At 50.0% G+C, this 23,441-nt stretch carries 16 protein-coding genes; 6 read left to right on the top strand and 10 right to left on the bottom strand.

From position 1 onward, the window contains the following. Positions 1 to 33 precede the first annotated feature (33 nt). On the bottom strand, positions 34 to 2,010 hold the full coding sequence (locus tag CWE11_RS02220; protein WP_275540952.1) for an alkaline phosphatase family protein: 1,977 nt from the start codon (positions 2,008 to 2,010) through the stop codon (positions 34 to 36). 309 nt (positions 2,011 to 2,319) lie between these two features. On the opposite strand from CWE11_RS02220, the gene CWE11_RS02215 reads away from it, so the two are divergent. Next, on the top strand, positions 2,320 to 2,715 hold the full coding sequence (locus CWE11_RS02215; RefSeq protein WP_126775957.1) for a hypothetical protein: 396 nt from the start codon (positions 2,320 to 2,322) through the stop codon (positions 2,713 to 2,715). A 109-nt stretch (positions 2,716 to 2,824) separates the two neighbouring features. Further along, positions 2,825 to 4,018, top strand: a complete 1,194-nt coding sequence (locus CWE11_RS02210; protein ID WP_198675560.1) for a murein transglycosylase domain-containing protein — start codon at positions 2,825 to 2,827, stop codon at positions 4,016 to 4,018. 21 nt (positions 4,019 to 4,039) lie between these two features. On the opposite strand, the gene CWE11_RS02205 is transcribed toward CWE11_RS02210, so the two are convergent. Further along, positions 4,040 to 6,481, bottom strand: a complete 2,442-nt coding sequence (locus CWE11_RS02205; RefSeq protein ID WP_198675559.1) for a mechanosensitive ion channel domain-containing protein — start codon at positions 6,479 to 6,481, stop codon at positions 4,040 to 4,042. 175 nt (positions 6,482 to 6,656) lie between these two features. Here CWE11_RS02205 and CWE11_RS02200 point away from each other — a divergent pair, with 175 nt between their 5' ends. Then, a complete protein-coding gene (locus CWE11_RS02200; protein WP_126775954.1) occupies positions 6,657 to 7,094 on the top strand; it encodes a DUF3010 family protein in 438 nt (145 codons plus the stop codon). A gap of 22 nt (positions 7,095 to 7,116) precedes the next feature. Here the strand turns inward: CWE11_RS02200 and CWE11_RS02195 are convergent, their stop codons facing one another. The 6 genes from CWE11_RS02195 to CWE11_RS02170 all read right to left on the bottom strand — a co-directional run bounded on the left by CWE11_RS02195 (position 7,117) and on the right by CWE11_RS02170 (position 13,838). Continuing rightward, complete coding sequence (locus tag CWE11_RS02195) at positions 7,117 to 7,725, bottom strand: ABC-type transport auxiliary lipoprotein family protein (RefSeq protein ID WP_126775953.1); 609 nt, start codon at positions 7,723 to 7,725, stop codon at positions 7,117 to 7,119. Further along, complete coding sequence (locus CWE11_RS02190) at positions 7,722 to 8,636, bottom strand: MlaD family protein (RefSeq protein ID WP_126775952.1); 915 nt, start codon at positions 8,634 to 8,636, stop codon at positions 7,722 to 7,724. Before CWE11_RS02190 ends, CWE11_RS02195 begins: the two co-directional genes overlap by 4 nt. Before the next feature lie 2 nt (positions 8,637 to 8,638). Continuing rightward, on the bottom strand, positions 8,639 to 9,421 hold the full coding sequence (locus CWE11_RS02185; protein ID WP_126775951.1) for an ABC transporter ATP-binding protein: 783 nt from the start codon (positions 9,419 to 9,421) through the stop codon (positions 8,639 to 8,641). Between the two features lie 3 nt (positions 9,422 to 9,424). After that, positions 9,425 to 10,555, bottom strand: a complete 1,131-nt coding sequence (locus CWE11_RS02180; protein WP_126775950.1) for an MlaE family ABC transporter permease — start codon at positions 10,553 to 10,555, stop codon at positions 9,425 to 9,427. Between the two features lie 122 nt (positions 10,556 to 10,677). Beyond that, the gene (locus tag CWE11_RS02175) at positions 10,678 to 11,649 is read right to left on the bottom strand and encodes a 1-phosphofructokinase family hexose kinase (RefSeq protein WP_126775949.1); all 972 of its coding nucleotides are present in this window, start codon (positions 11,647 to 11,649) and stop codon (positions 10,678 to 10,680) included. Between the two features lie 161 nt (positions 11,650 to 11,810). Further along, complete coding sequence (locus CWE11_RS02170; protein WP_126775948.1) at positions 11,811 to 13,838, bottom strand: S9 family peptidase; 2,028 nt, start codon at positions 13,836 to 13,838, stop codon at positions 11,811 to 11,813. Positions 13,839 to 14,190: 352 nt separating this feature from the next. Here CWE11_RS02170 and CWE11_RS02165 point away from each other — a divergent pair, with 352 nt between their 5' ends. Beyond that, positions 14,191 to 14,400, top strand: coding sequence for a cold-shock protein (locus CWE11_RS02165; RefSeq protein ID WP_126775947.1), 210 nt, complete (start codon positions 14,191 to 14,193; stop codon positions 14,398 to 14,400). Between the two features lie 139 nt (positions 14,401 to 14,539). On the opposite strand, the gene CWE11_RS02160 is transcribed toward CWE11_RS02165, so the two are convergent. Further along, a complete protein-coding gene (locus CWE11_RS02160; protein ID WP_126775946.1) occupies positions 14,540 to 16,765 on the bottom strand; it encodes an NADP-dependent isocitrate dehydrogenase in 2,226 nt (741 codons plus the stop codon). Between the two features lie 403 nt (positions 16,766 to 17,168). On the opposite strand from CWE11_RS02160, the gene CWE11_RS02155 reads away from it, so the two are divergent. Beyond that, positions 17,169 to 18,287 (top strand): efflux RND transporter periplasmic adaptor subunit, encoded by a 1,119-nt coding sequence (locus CWE11_RS02155; protein WP_126775945.1) that lies wholly within the window; start codon positions 17,169 to 17,171, stop codon positions 18,285 to 18,287. 12 nt (positions 18,288 to 18,299) lie between these two features. Next, complete coding sequence (locus tag CWE11_RS02150; RefSeq protein ID WP_198675558.1) at positions 18,300 to 21,389, top strand: efflux RND transporter permease subunit; 3,090 nt, start codon at positions 18,300 to 18,302, stop codon at positions 21,387 to 21,389. Positions 21,390 to 21,458: 69 nt separating this feature from the next. Here CWE11_RS02150 and CWE11_RS02145 read toward each other — a convergent pair whose 3' ends face one another. Further along, complete coding sequence (locus CWE11_RS02145; RefSeq protein WP_126775943.1) at positions 21,459 to 23,384, bottom strand: sensor domain-containing diguanylate cyclase; 1,926 nt, start codon at positions 23,382 to 23,384, stop codon at positions 21,459 to 21,461. Between the last annotated feature and the right edge of the window lie 57 nt (positions 23,385 to 23,441).

Below are 23,441 nucleotides of genomic sequence, written 5' to 3'. Positions count from 1 at the left end.
TTGCTGGCCTCCTCAGTTTGATGCAGTAGTCGTTTACTCGTTGATTGTTTTCAACGCATCCAGTAATGACGTTCCGACGGATTGTGCAGGAGCGGGGACCCCAAGATATTCTGCGACGGTCGGTGCGACATCAATCTGTCGGCTCATGGGGATTCTATTTGCTTCAAAGCCACCACCCCATGCACAGGTTACGGTTTGCATCAGTGGTTCAGTAGACGCATGGGAGTGGGTTGCCCACAAGCGAATGGAGCCAATTGCGCCGTCAGCGCGATGGGCGCGTCCGCTGCGAAAACCATGCGCTTCAGCCCAATAGACGTCGCCACCTGCCGGGCCGCCAATCCCAAGTTCTGGATGTTCACTTGCTACATAGACGCGCTCAAGCACGCGATTGCCATTTTCATCGACGAGACTTTCGAGGGCAGTCACGATTTCAGCAATGACCGCATCTTTGTCTTCGGGCGCGACGGTGCCGCCTCGGAAGTCGGTGGTATTAACCGTGATCCAATTCCCTGTATTCGAGGCGGCCTTACTTCGGCTGAGATCGATCATGCCATTATTGTCGAGATACTGAAGACCTGCTTGTTGTAACAATACATTGGGCCGGAATTCACGCCAACTTGTCCGCATACCGTGGTCACCAACAACAAAAACTGCTGCATTATCTTGCTGAGCAAGGTTCATTAAATGACGTAACCGGTGATCAACAAGCTCCCAGACGGCCCCACGCAGCGCATGGGCTTGCTCTGCATAATCGGCATTGAAACCTGGATAGCCTTCGTAGGTAAAGGCTTTGATCGTGTGATCAATTGAGTCGCCAAGCGGGAAGTAATCGACGAGCAACTCAACACCGAGCTCGTCCCAGAACCACTGGGACCCGCGATTAAATAATTTGGTTTCGAGTTCCGCGGTTTCCATGTAGCGAGCTTCTGCAAGCCCATCACCGCCATCGTAGAAGGGCGCACCAAACTCGCCACGGGAGTACATGCGTGTCGCTGAATTACCAAACCAGCCTTGCACGTAGTTCTCGTATGCAATACGCGCATCCGCATGGTTGACTTCAATGACATGCATGGGCGGATGGAATAGCATAAAGTCACGTCCGTCTTCGGCAACCTCAAATAGCCGAAGCCGCAAAAACACAGCCCCGCGCTCATGTTCAACACGAAGTGGATCCGAGAAATGCCGAGCGAGAGGGCGGTTTGCAAAAGGCGAACGTTCAACCTCTGCCGCGTAAGCGATGGTCGCACCGTTTACATCCGGTGCAGTATTTACAGCCACGTGGTCATAGGCATCATTTCCGAACACCACACCGTAAAATTGACCGGCATTGTTTGAAAACGAGAAAAACTGCGGCGATCGCTCTGAATTGAGTTGCTCTAGGTTTGCCCATGTTGGTTGATTTTCCCAGCTGACGTCCGCTGCACGGAGCATGGCGTCGCTTTGGATTTGATCATTGTACCCATTCATTACCACCACGTTCTCTTTCGAGTACCCTTCGATAACGCGCTGTCGTGCCGCTTCGTTTTCTGGTGTGCGCTCACCAACGGCTGAGGGGAAGCCGGGAACTCCTGGCGCCTGGGTTACATGGTGGCCACCTGCCTTTAGACCGGCAAATCCTGCGCTAATCCAGATGGGCTCCGCACTTGAGTTATCTGGACTGTATCCCGATGCGGAGGCCAAAACCGTATGCTGGTCGCGCGGCAGTGGATGTAAGTTATTGCCAGAAATGTTGTTTATATTTCCGTAGGTTCCGGTCCACAGTGCCGCATGACCTGCCGCGGTCAGAGACGGAAATGCAGCTTGTACTCCGTTGGTACACGCGCCTTGCTCAAACACCTCGTAAAACGACGGCACCTGCTCGCGGGTGAGTGAATCGCGCATGATACGCTCATTGGCAGAATCAATGCTAATGAGGATGGCTCTCGGTTGACTGGTTTCTTCGGAGACGGCAGGGCTAGTGCTTTCGTTATTGGGGCTGCACGCTGCAATAAGCAAGCACAAGGAGCTCATACCCCCAACAAGGATTGGGTTTTTCATATTCGCATGTCCACTGTTCAAAATATCGCGTCAAAGTAGCAGATTTTTGTGACATTTTCAGTAATTACGGGGTCAGCTTATCTCTAAATTAGAGTGCTTCGGCCCGTGTCGAGATGGCAAATCCGTCTTGATGTAACTTTATGTAATAGTGAGGATTACATTATATCTCCATAAGAATCATTATCTTACTGTATAACAACAAAAATATAACAGGTTTTAACTTTAGAGCGGGCACTATCTGCAATAAAATGCCGCAAAAATAACCATGTGAGGAGCTTCGCGATGACGCAACAAACAGGCAAGGCTTTCGCCCAGCGCATAACCGCCTTTGGTGTGGCGTTCTTGATGATGGGTTGCGGGGACGCGCGTTTTAACTGCGGGAGTGCAGAAGTTCACGAATTGGTTATTTCGGAGAGTCAGTCGCGCTTCACTGCACAATTATTCGAAGAGTATCTGGGCAATGAAACGCTTGCGGAGAGTGAGTCTGATCTCCTGTCCCTTGCGCAAAGCCAAGCTCGCGAGATACAACTTGAAAACCCACGCCAGATCCGCAAGAACTATGTGGAAAAGGAGCTGCTTTGCCTTGCTGTTGTACGCACTCCGCGGGACGCTGCGCTGCCGGTTTCTTATACAGTAACGCTTGATGCCGCGAGCAATCTGTCCATTTCATTGCGTTAATTGAGCACTCAATTTTTACCCGTTATTTTCTTTACTTCATTCGAGATCATCGGGGTTTTCTCTTACACTTAGAGCCATTCAATGGCTTGGGTTAAAAATGGAAACAACCTTGAGAATTAATACGCCAAGTTTTTATTCGAAAAGTGCACGAATTGGGCTTCTACCCGCCGTTTTGTTGGCCACGTTTGGTTTAACGAGTTGCTCTCTCTCGAGTGAGGATCTGCGCACGATTGCTGAGCGAACTCAGGCCCGTGAGTATGCGCGTATCATTCTCGATGAACATCTTGAGCCGTATGGCGGTCTCGAGGGCATTCGGAACATTTCAACGTTACGGGAACTATTAGAGCTCTTGAGCGTTGTGATCGAAGAAGTTTGGGGTGAAGATGAGAGCGAGGTTCCATCTGAAAAGCGCTTCGTTAAATACTCAAATGCATATCAAGCACGCGCCATTATTGACTTCGAACGCGGATACTTGCAGGTCGAAACCATCGATGAAGCAAACCCGATTGAACAGCTTCAGCAAGCCGTTGTATTAACGCTGCTTACGCCCAAAAACATCACGGTTGAAGATATTTTTACAGATGTCGAGCCTGAGCTCGGTGATGAACCTTTCTTGTATGAGCAAGTGTTGGATCACGATGGCGAAGCCATCCGCTACATGTGGCGTGCGGAGCGATTTGCCGCGTTTCTGACGAATAATCATCTGCAAACGCGAACCTCAGAAGGTCGGAACATACATTCGGTCCGGGTCGATCTCGTTGATAATCACTTACACTTACGTCAACTGCAATTCTCAGACTCGGTTCTGCGCCATAGTCGTGCGTATGACATTGCGCCGAGCCTTGTATACTCCGTGATTGAAATTGAGAGCGCGTTTAATCCGTATGCCGTCAGCCCAGCCAACGCGCTTGGATTAATGCAAGTGGTACCCAGTACTGCGGGTCGTGATGTGTTTGAGCGAATCAAAGGGCAAAGTGGGGAGCCAACCCGTGAACAGTTGTTTGTACCTGACTTTAATGTCGACATCGGTACAGGTTATTTGCACCTTCTGGACCAGATTTACCTTAACCGCATTACCCACCCCCAAAGCCGAACATGGGCTAAAATCGCGGCTTATAATGGCGGAATGGGCGCTGTCTTTCGAACCTTTGGCAGCACCCAAGACCAAGCCTTGCAGGAAATCAACCGTTTAACCCCAGAACAAGTCTATCAGCGACTAATCCAGCGCCACCCTTTTGCCGAAACACGTAACTATGTTCAGCGTGTTCGCGGCGTCATGCCGAAGTATCAAACGCCAGGCTAACCTCGGCGTCTTTGCTTCGTGTTAGTCGGATTTTTGCGGTGAGCCCTGGGGTGGTTCTCTTCGCTCAATCAGTTTCTCGATACCCAGTTCATTGCGGAAGTGAACATCGATCTGATTAAATGCGATCTCGATTCCTGCCTCCCTGAAGCGCCGATCAATTTCACGGTTCACCGCGTCAATCGTCGGATTACGGTCTTTTAAAGCACCCACATGCACGCGGAGCTCATGATCGAGCGTACTTTCGCCAAAACTTAAAAATAGCGCTTGTGGTGGCGGATCTTTTTGGATGCGGGACTCCTTGTCTGCAATATCGAGCAAAATCTCCCGCGTCTTTTCCAAGTTTGAACCATATGCCACACCCACTTTAATGGTAATTCGTGTCACTGTGTTGCTGAGTGACCAATTGACGAACTTACTGGTGATAAAGTTTTGGTTCGGAACGACGATATCGCGCCGGTCAAAATCAGTGATGACTGTGGCACGGATGCGAATTTTGCTCACTCGACCCGAGAGATTATCGAGGGTGACGATATCACCGACCCGAACTGGGCGCTCGAAGAAAAGAATTAGTCCCGACACAAAGTTGGCAAAAATGGCTTGCAGACCGAAGCCTAGGCCAACGGTAAGACCGGCAGCTAACCATTGAAGTTGACTCCATTGCATCCCCAGGGTGCCGAAGATAGCGACCACTGCAATCCCCACCAAAACGTAATTTAGAAGGGAGGTAACCGCATATGACGTGCCCATTTCTAGGTTGAGTCGCGAAAGAACGAGCATTTCCAATAGACCGGGAAGATTACGAACCAGAATCACACTGACAATGGTAATAAAGGCTGCGGTGAGGAGTGCCCCTAAGCTGACCGGGAAGACGCCCACATCATCGGACGGTTGCCAGATAAATTGAGTATCTAGATACTGCAGTGCGACGGTCGCATCGGACCAAACGGTAAAGAGTACAAAGGTAAACACCACCAGTAAGACAAAGCGTCCAAGCCGAATTGCTTGCTGATATGCTTGTTCAGGATCCACTTCGGGTTCAGGGATCTCCTTGCTTTGCTCCGTATCACCTGCCGCTTCAAGCTCAGCCAAGGCGCGCGCTCTTTCGTCTGCCTGCTGTACTCGCAATCGCTCAGTGGACAGTTGAATGGAACGATGAATACTGGCTTCGAGGATCACCCACGCAGAGAGCACATAAAAGGTTGCAAGGTAATAACCACTCAGCTTTAACGCGGTGTAGTAATAACCATTGAACACCATCAACATCAGACTGATTGGTAGAATGAGGAATGCCCCGGCAATGGCTCGGTGGACATACAAGGATGCGTAAAGCGGAGGGAGCTTCACAAACAACCAAATAATAATCCCGAGTAAATAAAGACTCGCAAGAAGCAGCGATAGACTTCCAAGCACATCTTCCGCATACAGGGTGGTTTGTTGAATGGCGAATGCTAAAACGAATGTGAGCGGTAACAACATACAGCCCAAAAGCCAAAGAAATTTACGTAAGCGGGCGCAGGTTTCTTTCGGCCAATTAAAGTAGTGATGTGCAAAGCCGTTTGGATTTGTCAGTTTATGCAGGAAGCTCAACATAAACCACGCAAACGCCAGTGCGGTAAAAGCAGCACCGGGATTTAAATGTTCCGCGTCTGAGGGTGAATGAAAGAACTGACCAAGAGCGAGTAATGCGATAGTGCCCGGAAGGACATACAAGGCCATTTTGGTCAGCGCGATAGGGACCAGCCAAGGCGACGCTTGGGTTTCCGTGTTTCTGACCTCTGATTCATAGGTTTTAAGTGATCGTTTGAAATAGGGGCGCTTCCAAGCGAGGAGCCCAAGTGCGATGAGAAGAAAGAGCACGTACCCATTCCATTGCAGGGATACATTGCGCAGCATGGCGCTCGTTGCACTTTGGATCCGTGTGAGTTGTTGTTCGGTGCGTTGTGGCAGTGCAAGCCACCAATCTCGATTAATGGGCGGCTCACTGGGAGTCCAGAAAAGATACTCTTCCAATTGTGCAGCGAAGTTTTGGGTGGCTACAGACAACTGTCGCTGGGTGTCCATGAGCGTCACGAGCGTCTCGATTGTTGCCTCAAGACGTTCTTTTTCAAGGCGCAATTGTTCCGTGGGGAGGTTGGCCTCTTCCGCTTGGCGTAACTGGCGTTGCAGATAGAAAAGCGCTAATCGGTGTTCGGCTAAGACATCGTTTAGATCGGTGATTGTGAACCGTGGTAAGCTCGCGCGCTGCTCCAACAGGACGCGATGAAGAAGCCGGCTGCCGGCAAGGTTTTCATATTGTTGATCAAGGTCCGCTTTGTTCTGACGGAGTTCGGCGAGCTGTTGCTCTAGTTGAGCAAGGGTTTGTTCATATTCCATGCCCTCATCCTGCGCTCGAGCGATGTTAATCGACGCGAGCGAGAAACAAAATAAGCCAATATAAATAAACCAAGAAAGCGGGTGCCGCATCACGAAAGAGAATCCTTAATTTTATATGTTTCAGACACTAAGATTACTCATGTTCGCTCGGAATCGCTAGCTTTGTAAGTGAATTGAGCGACCATTATGATAGATAATCACTTGCAAGGGCGGCATTGCTAAGGTGTAATGCGCGCCATATGAGGATTGCGACAAGGAGCTTAAAATGCGCGTATGTGGAGTTGAAATTAAAAGCAACGAGGCCATTATCTGTTTGATGGAATTAGATGGGGATCTATTCGAGATTCCGGACTGCCGGCAACTACGCTTTCAGCTCAGTAAAGATCAGGATGCTGAGTCTGTGCGCAAATTTCAATTTGGTTTGAAAAAGCTCTTCGAAGACTACAAAGTGGATGTTGTCGCAATTAAAGAACGGCCACAAAAAGGTAAATTTGCGGGTGCCGCTGTTGGTTTTAAGATTGAGGCCGCGCTACAGCTTATCCCGACGGTTGACACCTACATTCTCTCGGGGAGCGAACAAAAAGAGATTTTAAAGCGCAATCCATTGCCCATTGAATTTAAGGCAACCGGCCTGAAAGGATTTCAAGAAACAGCCTTTGTGGTTGCATACTCATTTCTGATTCGTGCGAAATACATGCGATAACTGTCTACTTCGGTTGGCTCCCTTACAACGCTAAGATTTCGCGGTGTAACCAGTCGCGCACTTCAGCGTTGACTTGATTTGCGGCATTTCCTAAGGCGCGGGTTGCGTTGCTCGCACCCGATGCCTCAAGCGGTACGCGCGCTGAAAAACTCTGTTCACTTGTGATGGCCCGGGTATCGTGTCGCATGAGTTGGACGTCGTAGCGGACGACCGCATATCCTTGCTCAATATGCATGGCGCGTAGGGTACCGGTCACAACGTGGCGCACTCGTGCCTGATCAACATCTGCTGTCACTTCAGCAAAGCGAGCGTCACGCCATAATGAATCCAGGAGCCAGTCTCGCCATAATATCGGCAATGTATTATTCCACCGGACCCCAGCATATGCTGCATAGCTTCCATCTTGCTCCACTCGCAATATCCGATCGCCGGTGAGCAGGTCACTCGCATTCGGCCGTTGAATACGGATGCTGCGCACGATTTCATCCGACTGAGCCGGTTCTGAAACGCTTGCTGGAGTGAGCCGGTAACTCGTGACGGACTCAGCTTTTGGAATCACAGTGCAGCCAACGAGCAGAGTGCAACCTAAGAGGGCGGTAACGAATCCGCGGAGGTGAGGAATTGTTATCATTCTTTAATCTCCTTCAATTGTTCTCGGCCGAAAAAGTAAGCAGCAGGATTTTGGTCGATTTGCTGCAAAATCATCCCCATCGCCGCGAGCGCTTGACGCAGTTCATTCACTGCGGGTCCAATATCATTTATACCGTCAAAGCCGCTCTGAATGGCTGCTTCATTATCCGTTAAAAGGGAATTGAAGCGTTCGCTGAGCTCTGCAAACTGCGCCATGGCAACGCGCACATCCGCGAAGGTTGCACTGCCTTGATCGTCTAATAGTTCTTCAACCCGAGTGGCGAGGCCGGAAAACTGGTTGAGGAGCTGATTTACCTCCTCAAGGGTTTGATCAAACTGAGCGCTACTGGTATTGATGTTTTCGCTGAAGCGTTCGAGATTCTCGAGAATATTGGAGATTTTTTGCGTGTTTTCCTCGGATACAAGCGCAATGGTACTGTCGAGAAACGTCCCTAATTTCACAAGCAATTCCTCCGAGCTTAATCGAAGCCTTGTGAAGGGGGAGGGCTCCGCTTCAATCACGGGGATTCCCGGTTCGTGGAACCGAGCTTCTGCCAGAACTGGGCCCGGCTGAAGCTCAATACCGCTTGCACCTGTGATATTCAATAGGGTCAGTCGTGCACGCGTGTTTGCATCAACGGGGGTACTTGCGGCGACATGGATGCGTGCTCGAACCACGCGAGGATCATCAGGATCGAGACTGAGCTGATCCACTTCGCCCACGCGAATACCGGAGAATTGTACGGGACTGCCCGTACTTAGACCGGTTACAGCCTCACGGAAAAGAACATCATAGATGGCAATATTGCCTTGATCGCCCTTTTTGCTGAGCCAAAGAATGCCACTTATGCTTCCAAATAGCAGTAGCAACGAAATAAGCCCAATAAAAATATAGTTTGCGCGTGTTTCCATTGTTACAAACTCCTCCGTTGCTGCCCGACTGCGGCGGCTTGACGACCCCGAGGTCCATGAAAATAGTCATGAACCCACGGATGGTCGAAACTCGCAACCTGAGATAGGGTGTCATGAATTAATATTTTTTTCTCGCCAATCACAGCGATTCGATCGCACGCTTGATACAGCGTATCTAAATCGTGGGTCACGAGGAATACCGTGAGCCCAAGTGCATCACGCAACGTGACAATGAGCTCATCGAAAGCGGCAGCGCCAATCGGGTCTAACCCTGCTGTCGGCTCATCGAGAAAAAGTAGTTCCGGTTCAAGAGCCAAAGAGCGAGCAAGGGCGGCGCGCTTGACCATCCCCCCGGATAGCTCAGCGGGTTGGAGGTCACCTGCATGTCCAGGAAGACCGACTAACGCTAACTTCATGCGCGCAAGCTCTAAGGCATCTGACTTTCGTAAATGCTCGTGCTCAATAAGGGGCATGGCAACGTTTTCCACGACGGTCATGGATGAAAACAGCGCGCCTGACTGAAAGAGAACGCCCGTGCGCCGCTCGAGTGCTAGGCGTTCGCGACTGCTTGCTTTCTGAACATCGATACCGAGCACTTCGATGTGGCCTGAGGCAGGTTTCTGGAGGCCAACGATACTCCGGAGTAAAACAGATTTCCCAGCACCTGAGCCACCCACCACTCCCAGTATTTCACCCCGGGGTAGGGTGAGATCCAGCTGATCATGAACCACATGATGACCAAATTGATTCCGCAATCCCCGTATTTCAATTACCGATTCGCGCATTCGCTACCACCCCATTTCCATAAAAAACAAGGCTGCGATGGCGTCAAACAGAATCACGATAAAAATCGCTTGAACGACGGCGGATGTTGTATGTTGGCCCACGGACCGTGCATTACCTTTTACTTTAAAGCCCTCGAGACAACCAATGATCGCGATCACAGCGGCAAACAGGGGGGCTTTCACTAAGCCAACCCAAAGATGTCGAATGGGCACTTCCTGTACGATACGAAAGAATTGCGTCACCGAAATATCAAGCGAAAACACCGCGACAACCAACCCCCCTATGATTCCTGAGACCATCGCGACTAGTGTGAGAAGGGGAAGCATAAATAACAACGTAAAAAGCCGAGGAACTACGAGAAGTTCGATCGGATCGAGGCCTTGAACCCGCAATGCATCGATTTCCTGATTCACTTTCATCGCACCGATTTGCGCCGTATACGAACTGGCCGTCCGCCCGGCGAGTAAGATAGCGGTCAATAAAACGCCAAGTTCACGCATAAATGCATAAGCGACTAAGTCAACGGTATAAATGGTTGCGCCAAAGTCACTTAGAACGGTTGCTCCGAGAAAAGCAACCACGGCCCCGACTAAAAAAGTCAGCAACGCAACAATTGGGATCGCATTCAGGCCACTTTGATGAACATGAACAAAAAATGAGGTGACGCGCCAACGATGAGGGAGCACGATGATTTTGAGCGCACGAAGCAAGACCAACCCAATAAAATTCAACAGTTGGTTGGTCTGTTCGATTTGATGGGTCGCTTTTTGCGTGATGGTCTTACCTAAGGCAGCGATCCCATCACCAAAACGGTAGGGACGGGGCGCAGGAGGTTCATTACCTTGCAACGCTCGGGCCACCGCATGCAGCAACTTCATGTGATGCTCGGGTTGGTTCTCAGCTTCCATGGAGAGAATGCGTTCAGGTGCAATAAATTGCATCAATTCGTGGGCTGCACTGCTATCAATGGAGTCGAGTTCGTGGGTCTCTAACTGTTGTATCGCAGCGAGCGAGTCTGAGTCGAGCGCTTCAAGTTCTGCACGAACCGCTTGGAACTGCGTTACGCGCCATTCACCGAACAGGTGTAGGGTTTGATCATGAATCTCGGCAGCGGGTTTTTGCGCATCGTTCATCGGAAGTCTCTTCGTATCCTTACGGCTTTGGTTTGGTCGTGCGCGCGGCGCTGCGACCTTAAGTCTTACATTAGCACAGAATTTTGACCGCCATGGCGTTAAGGCAATGCGCTATCATCTGGTTACGTAAAATTTCCATGAATTGTTTGCTCTTCAATCAGTTCGACGGTTTCGGTGAGCTTGTTGAAGTCGGTCAGTTGATTCCCTTCGGTTTGAATCACAACGGTTGCCGCTGCGACACCGTATCGCGTTGCTGTGGTTAAATCGGCACCTTGTGCCAGTTGATACGTAAGGGCAGAAACAAAGCCATCACCGGCGCCAACATGCGAAATAATAGGGACCTGTGGTGCTTTAAAAAATACGGGGGATTGCCCATTTGAGACAAGCACTGCACCACCTCGGCTTAATGTAACGATTAAGTGTTCGACGGCATTTTTTGCCAGGAGCGTGTTCATATTACGGGCGAGTGACGAAACGTCATCATCTTCAGGGAACCCTAATGATGCGAATTCTTTTCGATTCAGTTTGGCTAACCATGCGCCCTGATACAGTGAATTTTGCAATGCAGGGCCAGAGGTGTCGAGGATGACACGACTCCCTTGTTGATTCGCTTTTTTCGTAATGCGGCCATAGAAGTCGAGCGGAACATCATGTGGAAGACTTCCACTTAAGACAACAAAGCGAGGCGGAGGGTTAAAAGCGAAGATGGCATTGAAACACGCTTCTTGTTCTGCTGCCGTTAAACGAGGGCCTGGAAAGACAAAATGGTAGAATTTGCCTGAGGAAAGCTCAGTAATCGCCATGTTTTGGCGTGTGTGGTCCGCAATGGGGATGACGGTTTGTGGCGTTCCTTCATCATTCAATAGGATCTCTAAAAGCTCACCGTTTGGTCCTCCGGCGGGATAAACAACGTGTGCATTACCTCCCATTCGGCAAATATTTCGCGCAACATTAATGCCGCCGCCCCCCGGTTGCTGCAGCGCTTTCTCACAGCGGCTTTTACTGTCGTCGAACAGAGTTGGTGTTGCGCCGAAGATATCGATCGCAGGATTCATGGTGAACGTGACAATATCTGCGCTTCGCGTTTTATCCATGGTAGTCGTATCCTTCAATGAGAGCTCAAACGCACTCGAGCGAGAGAAATAATGCTTTCCTCAATAAGGTATAGGTCTCTTCTGTAAACAGCAATATCAAGAGCCATGCCCCATGTATAAAAAAGCCCGCAGGGTATGCGGGCTTATTAGGACAAGGGCGCTTATTGACCGCCAGGCTCTGCAAAGCGGGTGACCCAGTCTTTCACTTCGTTGTACCAGTACACGGAGTTATTCGGTTTTAGAATCCAATGGTTCTCGTCAGGGAAGTAAATCATTCGAGATTCAACACCACGACTTTGCAAGGTGCGGAATAATTCGAAGCCTTGTCCAACCGGAACTCGATAGTCCAACTGACCGTGAATGATCAGGGCCGGTGTGTTGAAGTTCTCCGCGAAGTAATGCGGAGAAATGGATTTATAAATATCGGGGTTGTCCCAGTAATTTCCAAACCGTACCGAATGCACTGCAAAGTCAGCAGACATTTGAGAGTACATATTGTAGACAGCTGCATGAATGAGCAGTGCGTTGAACGGGTGCTCTTTGCCCAACAGAATTGAGCTCAAATAGCCCCCATAACTCGCACCACCAGCCACCATCCGTTCGGTATCAATCCACGGTTGTTCTTTAAACCATTCAGCCGCAGCGATCGTGTCTGCGTATGGCGCCGTTTTCCAGTCCGGGTTAATGCTGTCGGTAAATGCTTGACCAAAGCCGCTTGACCCATGGAAGTTATGCCACGCAGTGACGTAACCCCACGAAGCAAAGGTTTGTGCATTCCAACGCCAGTGGAAACCATTGCTGATCGCGTTATGTGGGCCGCCATGGATCAAGAGGAATAGCGGATACTTTTTGTCGGCATCAAACCCTGGCGGGTAATGCACCCACATTTGAATCTCTTGTCCGTTGTATCCCTCGTACGTGACCGATTCGTAAGTGCCAAAATCGACATTGGCAAGAATCTCATCATTAAACGTGTCTAAACGGGTTGTCGCGCCTGATTGAGGGTCAATTCGGACAAGACGAGGCGGGTAGAGGAAACTTTCATTCGTGCCAACGAGCGTGCCATTATTCGCAATCGCGAGACCACCAAAGTTCGTCTCACCTGTCACGGCGCGAACTTGTCCATTGCGGGCGTTGATATGGTATACGCGAACGGTGGCAGCATCGTCGATTGAACCGAAGAAGCCCTGGCTGTCTGGAGTCCATACAAGGCCACTGGCTGAGCGGTCCCATTCGCCAGTAATTTCACGGTGGGTCCGACGCTCCATGTCAAAGAGAACAATATTCGACGTGTCTGCGTAGAAGCCCGGAATTACTTGGCGGGTATAAGCAAGAATCTGACCGTTCGGGCTGAACATCGGGTTGCTGTCGGGGCCCGGATTGTCTTCGGTGATGTTCTCTGCGCGGTCGGAACCAATGCGCCCTAAGAAGATGTCGATTTCTGGATCGACACCATCTTGCTTGCTATCGCTCGTAAATGCGATCCACGTTCCGCTTGGATCGACATCATAGCTTGCTCGGCTTTGGCTTGAGCGAGGAAGCTCAATTCCGAATTTCTGAGTGACAGGCTCAACATCGCCGCCTTCGGCTGGAATCCGAAAGACATGGGCCTGACGGTTTTCATCGATCCAATGATCGAAATGGGAAAAGGGAAGGGCAGTCCATTTATGCGCTGAAACATTGGAGCTGCGCTCTTTGCTGATTTGCTCCTTCATCTCGTCCCAGTTTTTTTCAGGCCAGATGCGCGCAATGAAATACAGGTGTTCACCGGCCCATTTCAGACCATACACTCCCGTCGGGACTTGAGTTAATCGTTTCGCTTCACCCGGACTGTCCATGGGGAGTAAGTAGATTTGTCCTGCCTCATCGTCATGCCGTTGGCTGATGAACGCGAGGGTTGAACCATCAGGTGAGAATGTAGCCTCGCTGGCACGCATTCCTTCTGCGGTAAGAGGACGCTGGACAGAACCATCTGGATTGAATAAATAAAGTTGGGTATGTCCGCGGTCGGTATCCATATCAAAGCGCGTTACCGGCGCAACGATATGATCTCCATTCGGAGAGATAACAGGCGCTCCGAGCCGTTTTAATTCCCACATCAACTCAACAGAGAGCACTGTTTTCTCGTCAGATGCAGACACCCCCCAAGGGACAATCAACAACAAACATAAAAGAACAAGGCGTTTCATTTCCAATTTCTCCTAAAAAAGCTCCGGGGAGCAAAGCAGGCTTTACTATAACGAAATCGACCGTGGTGTAAACGCAAAGGGGAAGCTTCTCGGTTGAAACGACAAATTTATTCGTTGATTTATCGAAACCCATTGCTATTTCTGGGCTTTCCTGTATTCTATGAACTGTGCTTGAAAGATATAGATTTAACACTCCAACACGTCGCCGCACTTTTCGTTTAGTCGAACCAGTCGTCCTCGTTCTGAAGTTCCTTAAGTTTGAATTTATTTTTCCCGCATGACCTGTGTGTTAATGCACTCATTAAAGTGCCTACACACTTTATCAAATTTAGAAATTTCAGGATTTAAGATTATGTCTAATACTATTACTGGTACTGTTAAGTGGTTCAACGAGTCTAAAGGCTTTGGTTTCATCGAGCGCGAAGGCGGTCCAGATGTATTCGCACACTTCAGTGCTATCCAGGGTAACGGTTTCAAAACTCTGGCAGAAGGCCAAAAGGTATCTTTCACTGTGACTCAAGGTCAGAAAGGTCCTCAGGCTGAGAACATCGTTGCTCTGTAAGCAATAGGTTCAAAACCGAATTTAGAAAGGCAGCCTCCGGGCTGCCTTTTGTTTTTTGGTGTTTCTTATGAACAAATAATGTGAGCAAAAAAAAAAGGGCATCCGAGTTGGATGCCCTTTGTGTTTTGAGTGGTTAAGCTTACAGACTCGCTAGTGCTTCATTCAGCAATTGGCAAGGACGCATTGCTTTGCTCACTAGGTCGCTGTTTGGCTGATAATAGCCGCCAATCTCAACCGCGACGCCTTGTACGCGGTTCAGTTCATCGACAATCGCCTGTTCGTTCTGCCCAAGCTTTTTAGCCAGTGGCGCGAAACGTGCTTTCAGATCTGCATCCGTATCTTGTGCTGCGAGCGCCTCAGCCCAATACATTCCCAGATAGAAGTGGCTTCCTCGGTTATCGAGCTCACCTGCTTTGCGTGATGGTGACTTGTTCTCATCAAGGAACTTTGCCGTTGCTTGATCCAAGGTGTCAGCCAAGACCTGAGCACGTGCATTACCCGTCACTTGGCTCAAATGCTCCAGTGATGCCGCGAGCGCTAAAAACTCACCGAGAGAGTCCCAGCGTAAGTGGTTTTCTTCCACAAACTGCTGAACGTGTTTTGGTGCAGAACCGCCCGCTCCGGTCTCAAATAATCCACCGCCGTTCATCAATGGAACAATCGACAACATTTTCGCAGACGTACCGAGTTCAAGAATCGGGAAAAGATCAGTGAGGTAATCACGCAGTACATTACCGGTGACTGAAATTGTGTCTTTTCCATCTTTCATGCGAGTCAGTGAGTAACGCGTTGCTTCAACTGGAGCGAGGATCTGAATGTCCAGACCATCCGTGTCATGTTCACCTAAGTAAGCTTCGACTTTCGCGATCAACTGCGCATCATGGGCACGGTTCTTATCGAGCCAAAACACTGCAGGGGTCTCGCTCAAACGTGCGCGATTCACAGCAAGCTTTACCCAGTCACGGATCGGTGCGTCTTTTACCTGACACATCCGCCAAATATCGCCTTTTTCAACCGCATGTTCGAAAACAACCTCGTTCTTGCTGTTGAGCACTTGAACGGTGCCATTCGCACTGATTTCGAAGGTTTTATCGTGAGAACCGTACTCTTCCGCTTTCTGAGCCATCAATCCAACATTCGGGATGGTTCCCATGGTTGACGGATCAAACGCACCATGCTCTTTGCAGAAATTGATGGTTTCTTGATACACGCCAGCGTAGCAGCGGTCCGGAATCATCGCTTTGGTGTCTTGTTGGCCCCCTTGCGGATCCCACATCTTGCCGCCATCACGAATCATTGCGGGCATTGACGCATCAATAATGATGTCACTTGGGACGTGCAAGTTAGTGATGCCTTTATCGGAGTTCACCATAGCCAGTGCTGGCTGCGCCGCATAGATAGCCTGAATGTCAGACTCAATAGCAGTACGTTGGTCTTCCGGCAGTTGTGCGATTTTCGCCACAACATCACCAAAACCATTGGTCGCGTCCACACCAAGCTCGCGGAACAAGGTTGCATGCTTGTCGAATAATGCTTTGAAGTAAACTTTTACAGCATGACCGAACATGATGGGATCAGACACTTTCATCATGGTCGCTTTCAGGTGCAGTGAAAGAAGAACATTTTCGTCTTTCGCAGCCGCTGTTTCTTTGGCGAAGAATGCCTGGAGTTGTGCGGCACTCATCAGAGCTGCATCAACAACTTCACCGGCTTGAACTTTGACACCTTCTTTGAGCACGATTTGATCGGCCGGGGTGTTCAACACAATTTTCAACGTGTCAGCCTGAGCGAAAGTCGTCGATTGCTCTGAGCTATAGAAGTCACCATCCTGCATGTGTGCGACGTGGGTTTTGGAGTCCTTGCTCCATTTCCCCATCCGATGTGGGTTTTTCTTTGCGTAATTTTTTACAGAGGCCGGCGCGCGACGATCAGAGTTTCCTTCGCGCAACACTGGATTCACGGCGCTGCCCTTAATTTTGTCATAGCGTGCTTTGATATCCCGCTCCTCGTCGTTCTTCGGTTCGAACGGGTAATCCGGGAGCGCGTATCCTTGGCTCTGCAGCTCTTTGATGCAGGCAGTCATCTGTGGGATGGATGCGCTGATGTTCGGGAGTTTAATGATGTTGGCTTCAGGCGTTTTCGCCATTTCACCTAATTCAGCGAGCGCATCGCCAATCCGTTGTTCTTCCTGAAGGTACTCTGGGAAGTTGGCAATGATCCGCCCAGCGAGCGAAATGTCACGGGTTTCAACCGAAATACCGGCTGCCTTGGTGAAGGCTTGGATAATGGGCAGCAAAGAATATGTGGCAAGACGCGGTGCCTCGTCGGTTTCGGTATAAATGATGGTAGATTTATCAGTCGACATTGTCATTCCTATTGGTTAGCCACCCGAGATGGTGGAGCTGAAATGTGCTGGAAAATTCGGCCCATAGTATGCCAGTTGGCGTGAATTTATTCAATCAAGAGCCCGCTGGACGCCACTGCGAGTGGGGAGGAGGAGCAAGCAGACTGGATGGCGCCGACGCTTCAAGTGAAGTTTTTTTAGAAAATGGCGCGTTGGTCTCGCCACTATGTTCTCAGATATGCTACCATTTCAAACTGTACCGGAAGGTTCATAAAACTGAACTGACGGTCGCTTCGGGGTGTTAATTAGGTGTTAACTTGCCAGCCTTAGTGAACTAAATTCCGCATAATCGGGTATATGCTGTACTCGATAGCCCCGCTTATCCAGCTCTATTGTTTCAGTATTGTAGTAAGGACTCTCGCACATGCGACTACGAATGTTTCTGATGTTACTTGGCTCCCTCATCGTGTTTGGCCTGATTTTTGGCTACAAAGCCATCGGTAACTATTTTATGAACGATTTCTTTGACAACATGCCTGAACCGACGGCGACGATCACCGCATCAGAAGTCAGAGAAGATGAGTGGACTCAAGAATTGTCGGCGGTTGGAACCTTCAAAGCGGTGAATGGAACCATGTTGGCCAGTCAAATGAGCGGTATTGTGACCGAGATTGGTTTTTCGAATGGTGAGCGGGTTGAACAAGGGCAACTTCTTTTTAAACTCGACACCGATGTGGATGAAGCGGAGTTAGAGCGTTTGCGTGCGGCGCAACGCATTGCGGAAACCGAGGCACGGCGTCTCGAGCGTTTGCGGGCGACGCAAAATATTTCGGAATCGGAAGTAGAGCGCGCCCTGAGCGAGGCAGCCCAAGCGCAGGCTGCTGTTCAGGCACAAGAGGCAATGATTCGACAAAAAACGATTCGGGCACCTTTTGATGGGATAACCGGACTTCGGCGCGTTAATAAAGGACAATTCATCAATGCGGGGACCGAACTTGTCGCCCTCGAATCGTTCGCACCTATCTTTTTAAATTTCAGCATGCCCGAGCAGCACTTATCGCGAATTCGTGTGGGGCAAACGGTCTCTGCAGGAGTCGACGCCATGACCGGCGAGCGGTTCCGTGGAGAAATTACCGCCATTGAACCACGTATTCACGAGAGCACGCGCACCGTCGAAGTTCAAGCGACCTTTGAAAACCAGGACGAGATTTCGCGTCCGGGTATGTTTGGTCGGGTTCGGATGACCTTTGGGGACCCGCGTCAGGTGAAAGTTATTCCTCGCACCGCCGTGCAGTTCAACCCGTTTGGAAATGTCGTGTATATCATTGAAGAATCGGACGGTGAGAAGCGTGTCAGACAACGCCTGATCCGCACAGGGCAAACCCAAGGCGATCTGATTGAAATCACAGAAGGTCTGGAACTTGGTGATCGGATAGCGACGTCTGGGTTATTGAAACTCCGAAATGATGCGAAAGTGCGTATCACGGAAGACGAAGATGTTCAGCCTCCTGAAGAACGTCAACCTCAGCCAGAGAATCGCTAATCCGGAGTGTCTATGAAGTTTACTGATATTTTCGTAAAGAAGCCGGTTCTCGCAACGGTCGTAAGTTTGTTGATTCTGCTGGTTGGGTTACGCGCAGCGTTTGATCTGAACGTACGACAGTTCCCAGAAATTCGGAATGCTGCGGTTACGGTAACGACCAGTTACATCGGAGCAGATGCAGAGCTCATTCAAGGGTTTATCACCACACCGTTGGAGCGTGAAATCGCTGCTGCGGAGGGGATCGATTACATCACCTCGTCATCGACTTCGGGTATGAGTACGATCACGGCTTACTTGCGCCTAGATTATGATCCGAACGCAGCGTTAACGCAGATTGCCGCCCAAGTGAATAAGCTGCGCTCTGACCTTCCGGAAGATGCGCTCGATCCCGTGGTTGAATTGTCGGTAGGGCAAGATGTTGCCTCGATGTATCTGTCGTTTTACAGCGATATCTTGGATTCAAATCAGATCACCGATTATCTCGTGCGCGTTGTAGAGCCTCAACTCGCGACCATTGCAGGTGTCCAACGGGCACAGATCCTCGGTGCGCAAACCTTTGCTATGCGTATTTGGTTGGATTCTGCGCGGATGGCCGCGTTGAATGTCACTGGTAGTGATGTGATGCAGTCGTTGCGGGCGAACAACGTGTTAAGTGCCGTAGGGCGGACGAAAGGAACCCGCGTCGCGATTGATTTGAATGCCGATACGGATTTACGGTCCGTGGAAGATTTTGAACGCTTAATCGTGCGTGCAGACAACGGGGCGGTGGTGCGCTTACGGGACATTGCCGAAATCGAACTGGGTTCCGAATCCTATGATAATTCAGCCCTTTATAATGGTGAGCAGGCGACTTTCATTGGTATCGAAATCGCTCCGGATGCAAACGCGCTTGATGTCATCGCAGATGTTCGGCGCGTCTGGGATCGCGATATTGTTCCACAGTTACCACAAGGGCTGGACGCGAGTATCTCATACGATTCAACAGAGTATATTCAAAACGCAATCGATGAAGTTGTGATGACCATTGTTCTCGCTCTCGTCATCGTCCTTGCGGTTATTTATGCGTTCCTCGGTTCACTGCGTTCGGTCATTATTCCTGCAGTGGCGGTACCTCTGTCATTGATTGGAACCTTTTTAGCAATGCTTGCCTTAGGGTTCTCGATCAATTTGCTGACGTTGCTAGCCATGGTGCTGGCTATCGGAATTGTGGTTGATGATGCCATCATCATGCTCGAGAATATCTCGCGGCACGTTGAGAATGGTATGTCACGTTTGGATGCATCTATCTTGGGTGCGCGTCAGCTTGCCGGTCCTGTCATTGCCATGTCGACCACCTTGGTAGCGGTATTCGTGCCGATTGGATTCGTGGGGGGGCTGACAGGTACTCTATTCGTTGAGTTTGCCTTTACGCTGGCTAGTACGGTCATTCTCTCCGGTGTCGTGGCATTGACCTTATCTCCAATGATGTGTTCAAAAATTCTGCGTTCTCGACGCGATGGAAGTAAACGTCCGCGTCTTGAAATGTGGCTAGATAAACGCTTCAACAACCTAAAAAACTGGTACCAGAAACGTCTCCATAGCGCGCTTGACACAAAATCTGTGTTGGCGGTTTTCGGCGTGATTGTTTTGGTGTCCTGTTACTTCTTGTTTGTGACCAGTAACTCCGAGCTTGAACCTCAAGAAGATCTTGGTTTTGTGTTTGTGATTGGAACTGCAGATGGTTACGCGACACTTGATTACATTGAGCAAAACTCGCAACGAATGGCGCATTTGCAGCGGGATGTCGATGAAATCGATATGGCATTTGTAATCAATGGAATGCTCGGGCCGGGCAGTGTCGGAACAGGAATTGGCCTTGCGCCCTGGGATCAACGAACTCGTTCGACCCAAGAAGTATTGGAGCACGATATTACCCCGTTTCTTGAGCAAATCCCGGGATTAAACGTGTTTGCGATTGTGCCGCCATCACTTCCGAGTCCTGGTGGTGGTTTGCCGGTCGAGTTTGTCTTGCTCTCAACCCAGCCAGTTGAGAATATTCAGGAGATTGCCAATGACATCCGAAATGAAGCGATGGGCAGTGGCCGTTTTATCTTTCTTGATACGGATCTGCGGGTGGACCGTCCGCGGCAGACTATTCAGATTGATCGGGAAAAAGCGGCCTTGATGGGTGTGGATATGGCGCAAATTGCCGGAGACGTTTCATCATTGATGGCGGGCGCGTTTGCCGGGCGTTTTTCCATGGAGAATCGCTCGTATCGCGTGATTCCTCAAGTGCAACGCAGTGAACGACTTTCAGCGGATCAGCTAAAGGACTTCTACACGCGAAACCGCCAAGGAGAGCTTGTCCCGTTGAGTGCATTGGTGAGCTTGGAAGAATCGGTCCAGCCGCGTCAGCTCAGTCGTTTCCAACAGTTGAATGCAGTTAAAATTGAAGGGGTCCCGCGTCCGGGTGTATCACTTGGCGAGGCACTTGGTGTGCTTGAATCTATCGCAGCAGAACGATTGCCTGATGGCGTCTCCGTGGATTACGCAGGTCAATCACGCCAATTTGTGATGGAAGGACAGCAATTGGTGGTGACCTTCTTCTTTGCCTTGATCATTATTTTCTTGGTACTCGCTGCGCAGTTTGAATCGTTCCGTGATTCCATCATTGTTTTGGTGACAGTTCCGATGAGTATTTGTGGGGCACTGATCTTTGTCAGCCTTGGCTTCACCTCCTTGAATATTTACACCCAAGTGGGGTTGGTCACACTGATCGGCTTGATCGCGAAACACGGAATTTTGATCGTGGAGTTCGCGAACCGCCTGCAAGAAGAAGGGCGCAGTAAGCGAGAGGCAATTGAAGAAGCCGCTGCGATTCGCTTACGTCCAATCCTCATGACGACTGCAGCAACCGTATTGGCGGTTGTTCCGTTACTCGTAGCATCGGGGCCTGGGGGTGGCGCACGATATGCAATGGGCCTGATTATTTTCACCGGTATGACGATTGGAACCTTGTTTACGCTCTTTGTGCTTCCGGCAGTTTACCTCTATCTCGCGCGCGAGCGGTCGGGTAGTGACGATACTCCCTTAAAAGATGCCGAGGATGCGCAACCCGCGTAAGTGCTCGTGTTCGTTCTAATCATGAAATGCCAGCGATAATGCTGGCATTTTTTATTGGTCGCGGTCAGATTATTTCGAACTGTGGCCTCGTGGTGAACGGAAGATAGTTTGATTTCGGCCCGCTTCTTTCGCCTGATAAAGGGCTTGATCTGCGCGATCAAGAGCGGACTCGATGGTGTCATCAGGTTGTATGATGGTGACTCCAAAACTAACGGTGACGACTTTAAACGGAGAATCTTGGTGGCGAATGTTTAGGGATTCAATATCCTCACGGGCCGCCTCTGCAGACTCAATCGCACGAGCGTGCGCAGCTTCGAGAGGTACCTCAAAGATTGCAGCAAGCTCCTCACCACCGAATCGGTATGCTTGCGGTTTAAAATGACGATCGAAAGCACTGCAGAGCTGTTTTAGAACCTGATCCCCTTCGACATGACCATAGGTATCATTAAACGGTTTGAAGTAATCCACATCGGCGAGCAAAAGAATGGTGACCACTGCCGCGGATTTGGGCTGCGTGGCCGCGCTGATCATTGATTGTAGGTCCCGGTTGAATGCTCTGCGGTTCAGCAAGCCGGTTAATCCATCGACATGTGCCATGTCGTGTAGTCGTGCATTAGCGGCTGCAAGCTCGGCTGTACGAGATTCCACCTCTGTTTCTAGGTGTTGCTGATTTCTTAAAATTCGCGTTGCCATCTGTTGGAATGACCGAAGCAGTGCACTGATTTCTGCGGCGTGGCGGTTGGGTTGCAGTTTTAATTCGGTAATCTGCTCGAAGCGGTGGGCGCCTACATCATGTGTTAATTGTGTGAGCTTCTTTAAAGGTTTAGTTACTTGCTGCTGGACAAAAACGTACAGCACAACCAAGAGTAAAAATGCGAAGAGTGAACCAATAATAACAAAGCGAATTGGTGCATACAGGGCGCTTGAGTGGATAGCGCTGAGCGGGTAAGCCGTGACATACCACCAACCAGGCCCCGGAACTTGCTCAGCTAGAACCAGCACATCGTGGACGTCCAGTGTCTCAAGGAAGGGGCCCGATTGTGTTTCCAATCGATCCCATATTCCTTGAATCAGTGGGCTTTCGAGGGTTTCAATGTTGATAATGCCAGACTCTTGGTGGCCGTCTAAAAAAGTTGCCGGTGCCGCTATGATTTGCCCCTGCGTATTGATGATTAAATGCTGTGCAGGACTATCTCCGCGCTCGATGAGTCGGTCGATGATGCTGGCAAGACTCACGTCATGACTTGGGGTTCCAAGATGTTTCCCCTTGCTGTCGATTGGCTTCTGGTAGGTGATAACCCATTGCTCAGACGAGAGGTCGTAATAGAGTCCGGTCCATGCGCCAAGACGCTCTGGGTTCTCACTCTGGAGCGTGGAGCGGACCACTGAATAGTCCGTCATAATAAGATCGTGACGAGCTTGTCTGCCCCATGGCTGTGTGACCGAATATTGGATGAGGGCATTCTCGGGCATACTGATGTGGGTATTTTCATAGAACCTCTGCCATGCTGGCGCAAAACGGTGCAGTAGCTGCGTTGCGATCACAATGCGTCGCATGCGCTCTTCGTCTAATGGCACATCACTGCGTCCGATAAACGACGAAAGTGATTGGAGTCGACGGTCCGAGAAAGCTGAGCTGAATTCCGCGGGTAGTATCTCACCATCAAAAAAATCCTGCTTTAATCGGACGACTCCTGGCTCTGTCTCTTCATGAAGTGCCCAAAATATAGCCTCCCAGTCGAGATGAGTCGGGGCATTTTCATAAGCGAGTTGAAAATAATGTCCGAGGAGCGCAGCCGTATCTTCTGCTTGCCGAAAAACGCTGGCTTCTCGGGCAATTCGCTGTTGCTTGTCATACTGTAGGTGATCCACTTGAGCCTGAAATGCTTGATGGTATGACACGTAAAAGCCACTCACGCCGGCGATGGCAAGGACCAAGGAACTTGCGATAACAACCCGCAGCAATAAACGGGCGGTCAGTGAATTTGTTTGCATATAGGCTCGATTACTTTGTTGTGACGTTATAATTATTATGCGTATTTTGATTATGTT

The organism is Aliidiomarina sanyensis, assembly GCF_003987175.1.
Classification (GTDB): Bacteria; Pseudomonadota; Gammaproteobacteria; order Enterobacterales; family Alteromonadaceae; genus Aliidiomarina; species Aliidiomarina sanyensis.
The sequence above is the reverse complement of the archived record's forward strand: the minus strand, read 5'-3'. Positions and strand labels throughout refer to the sequence as shown.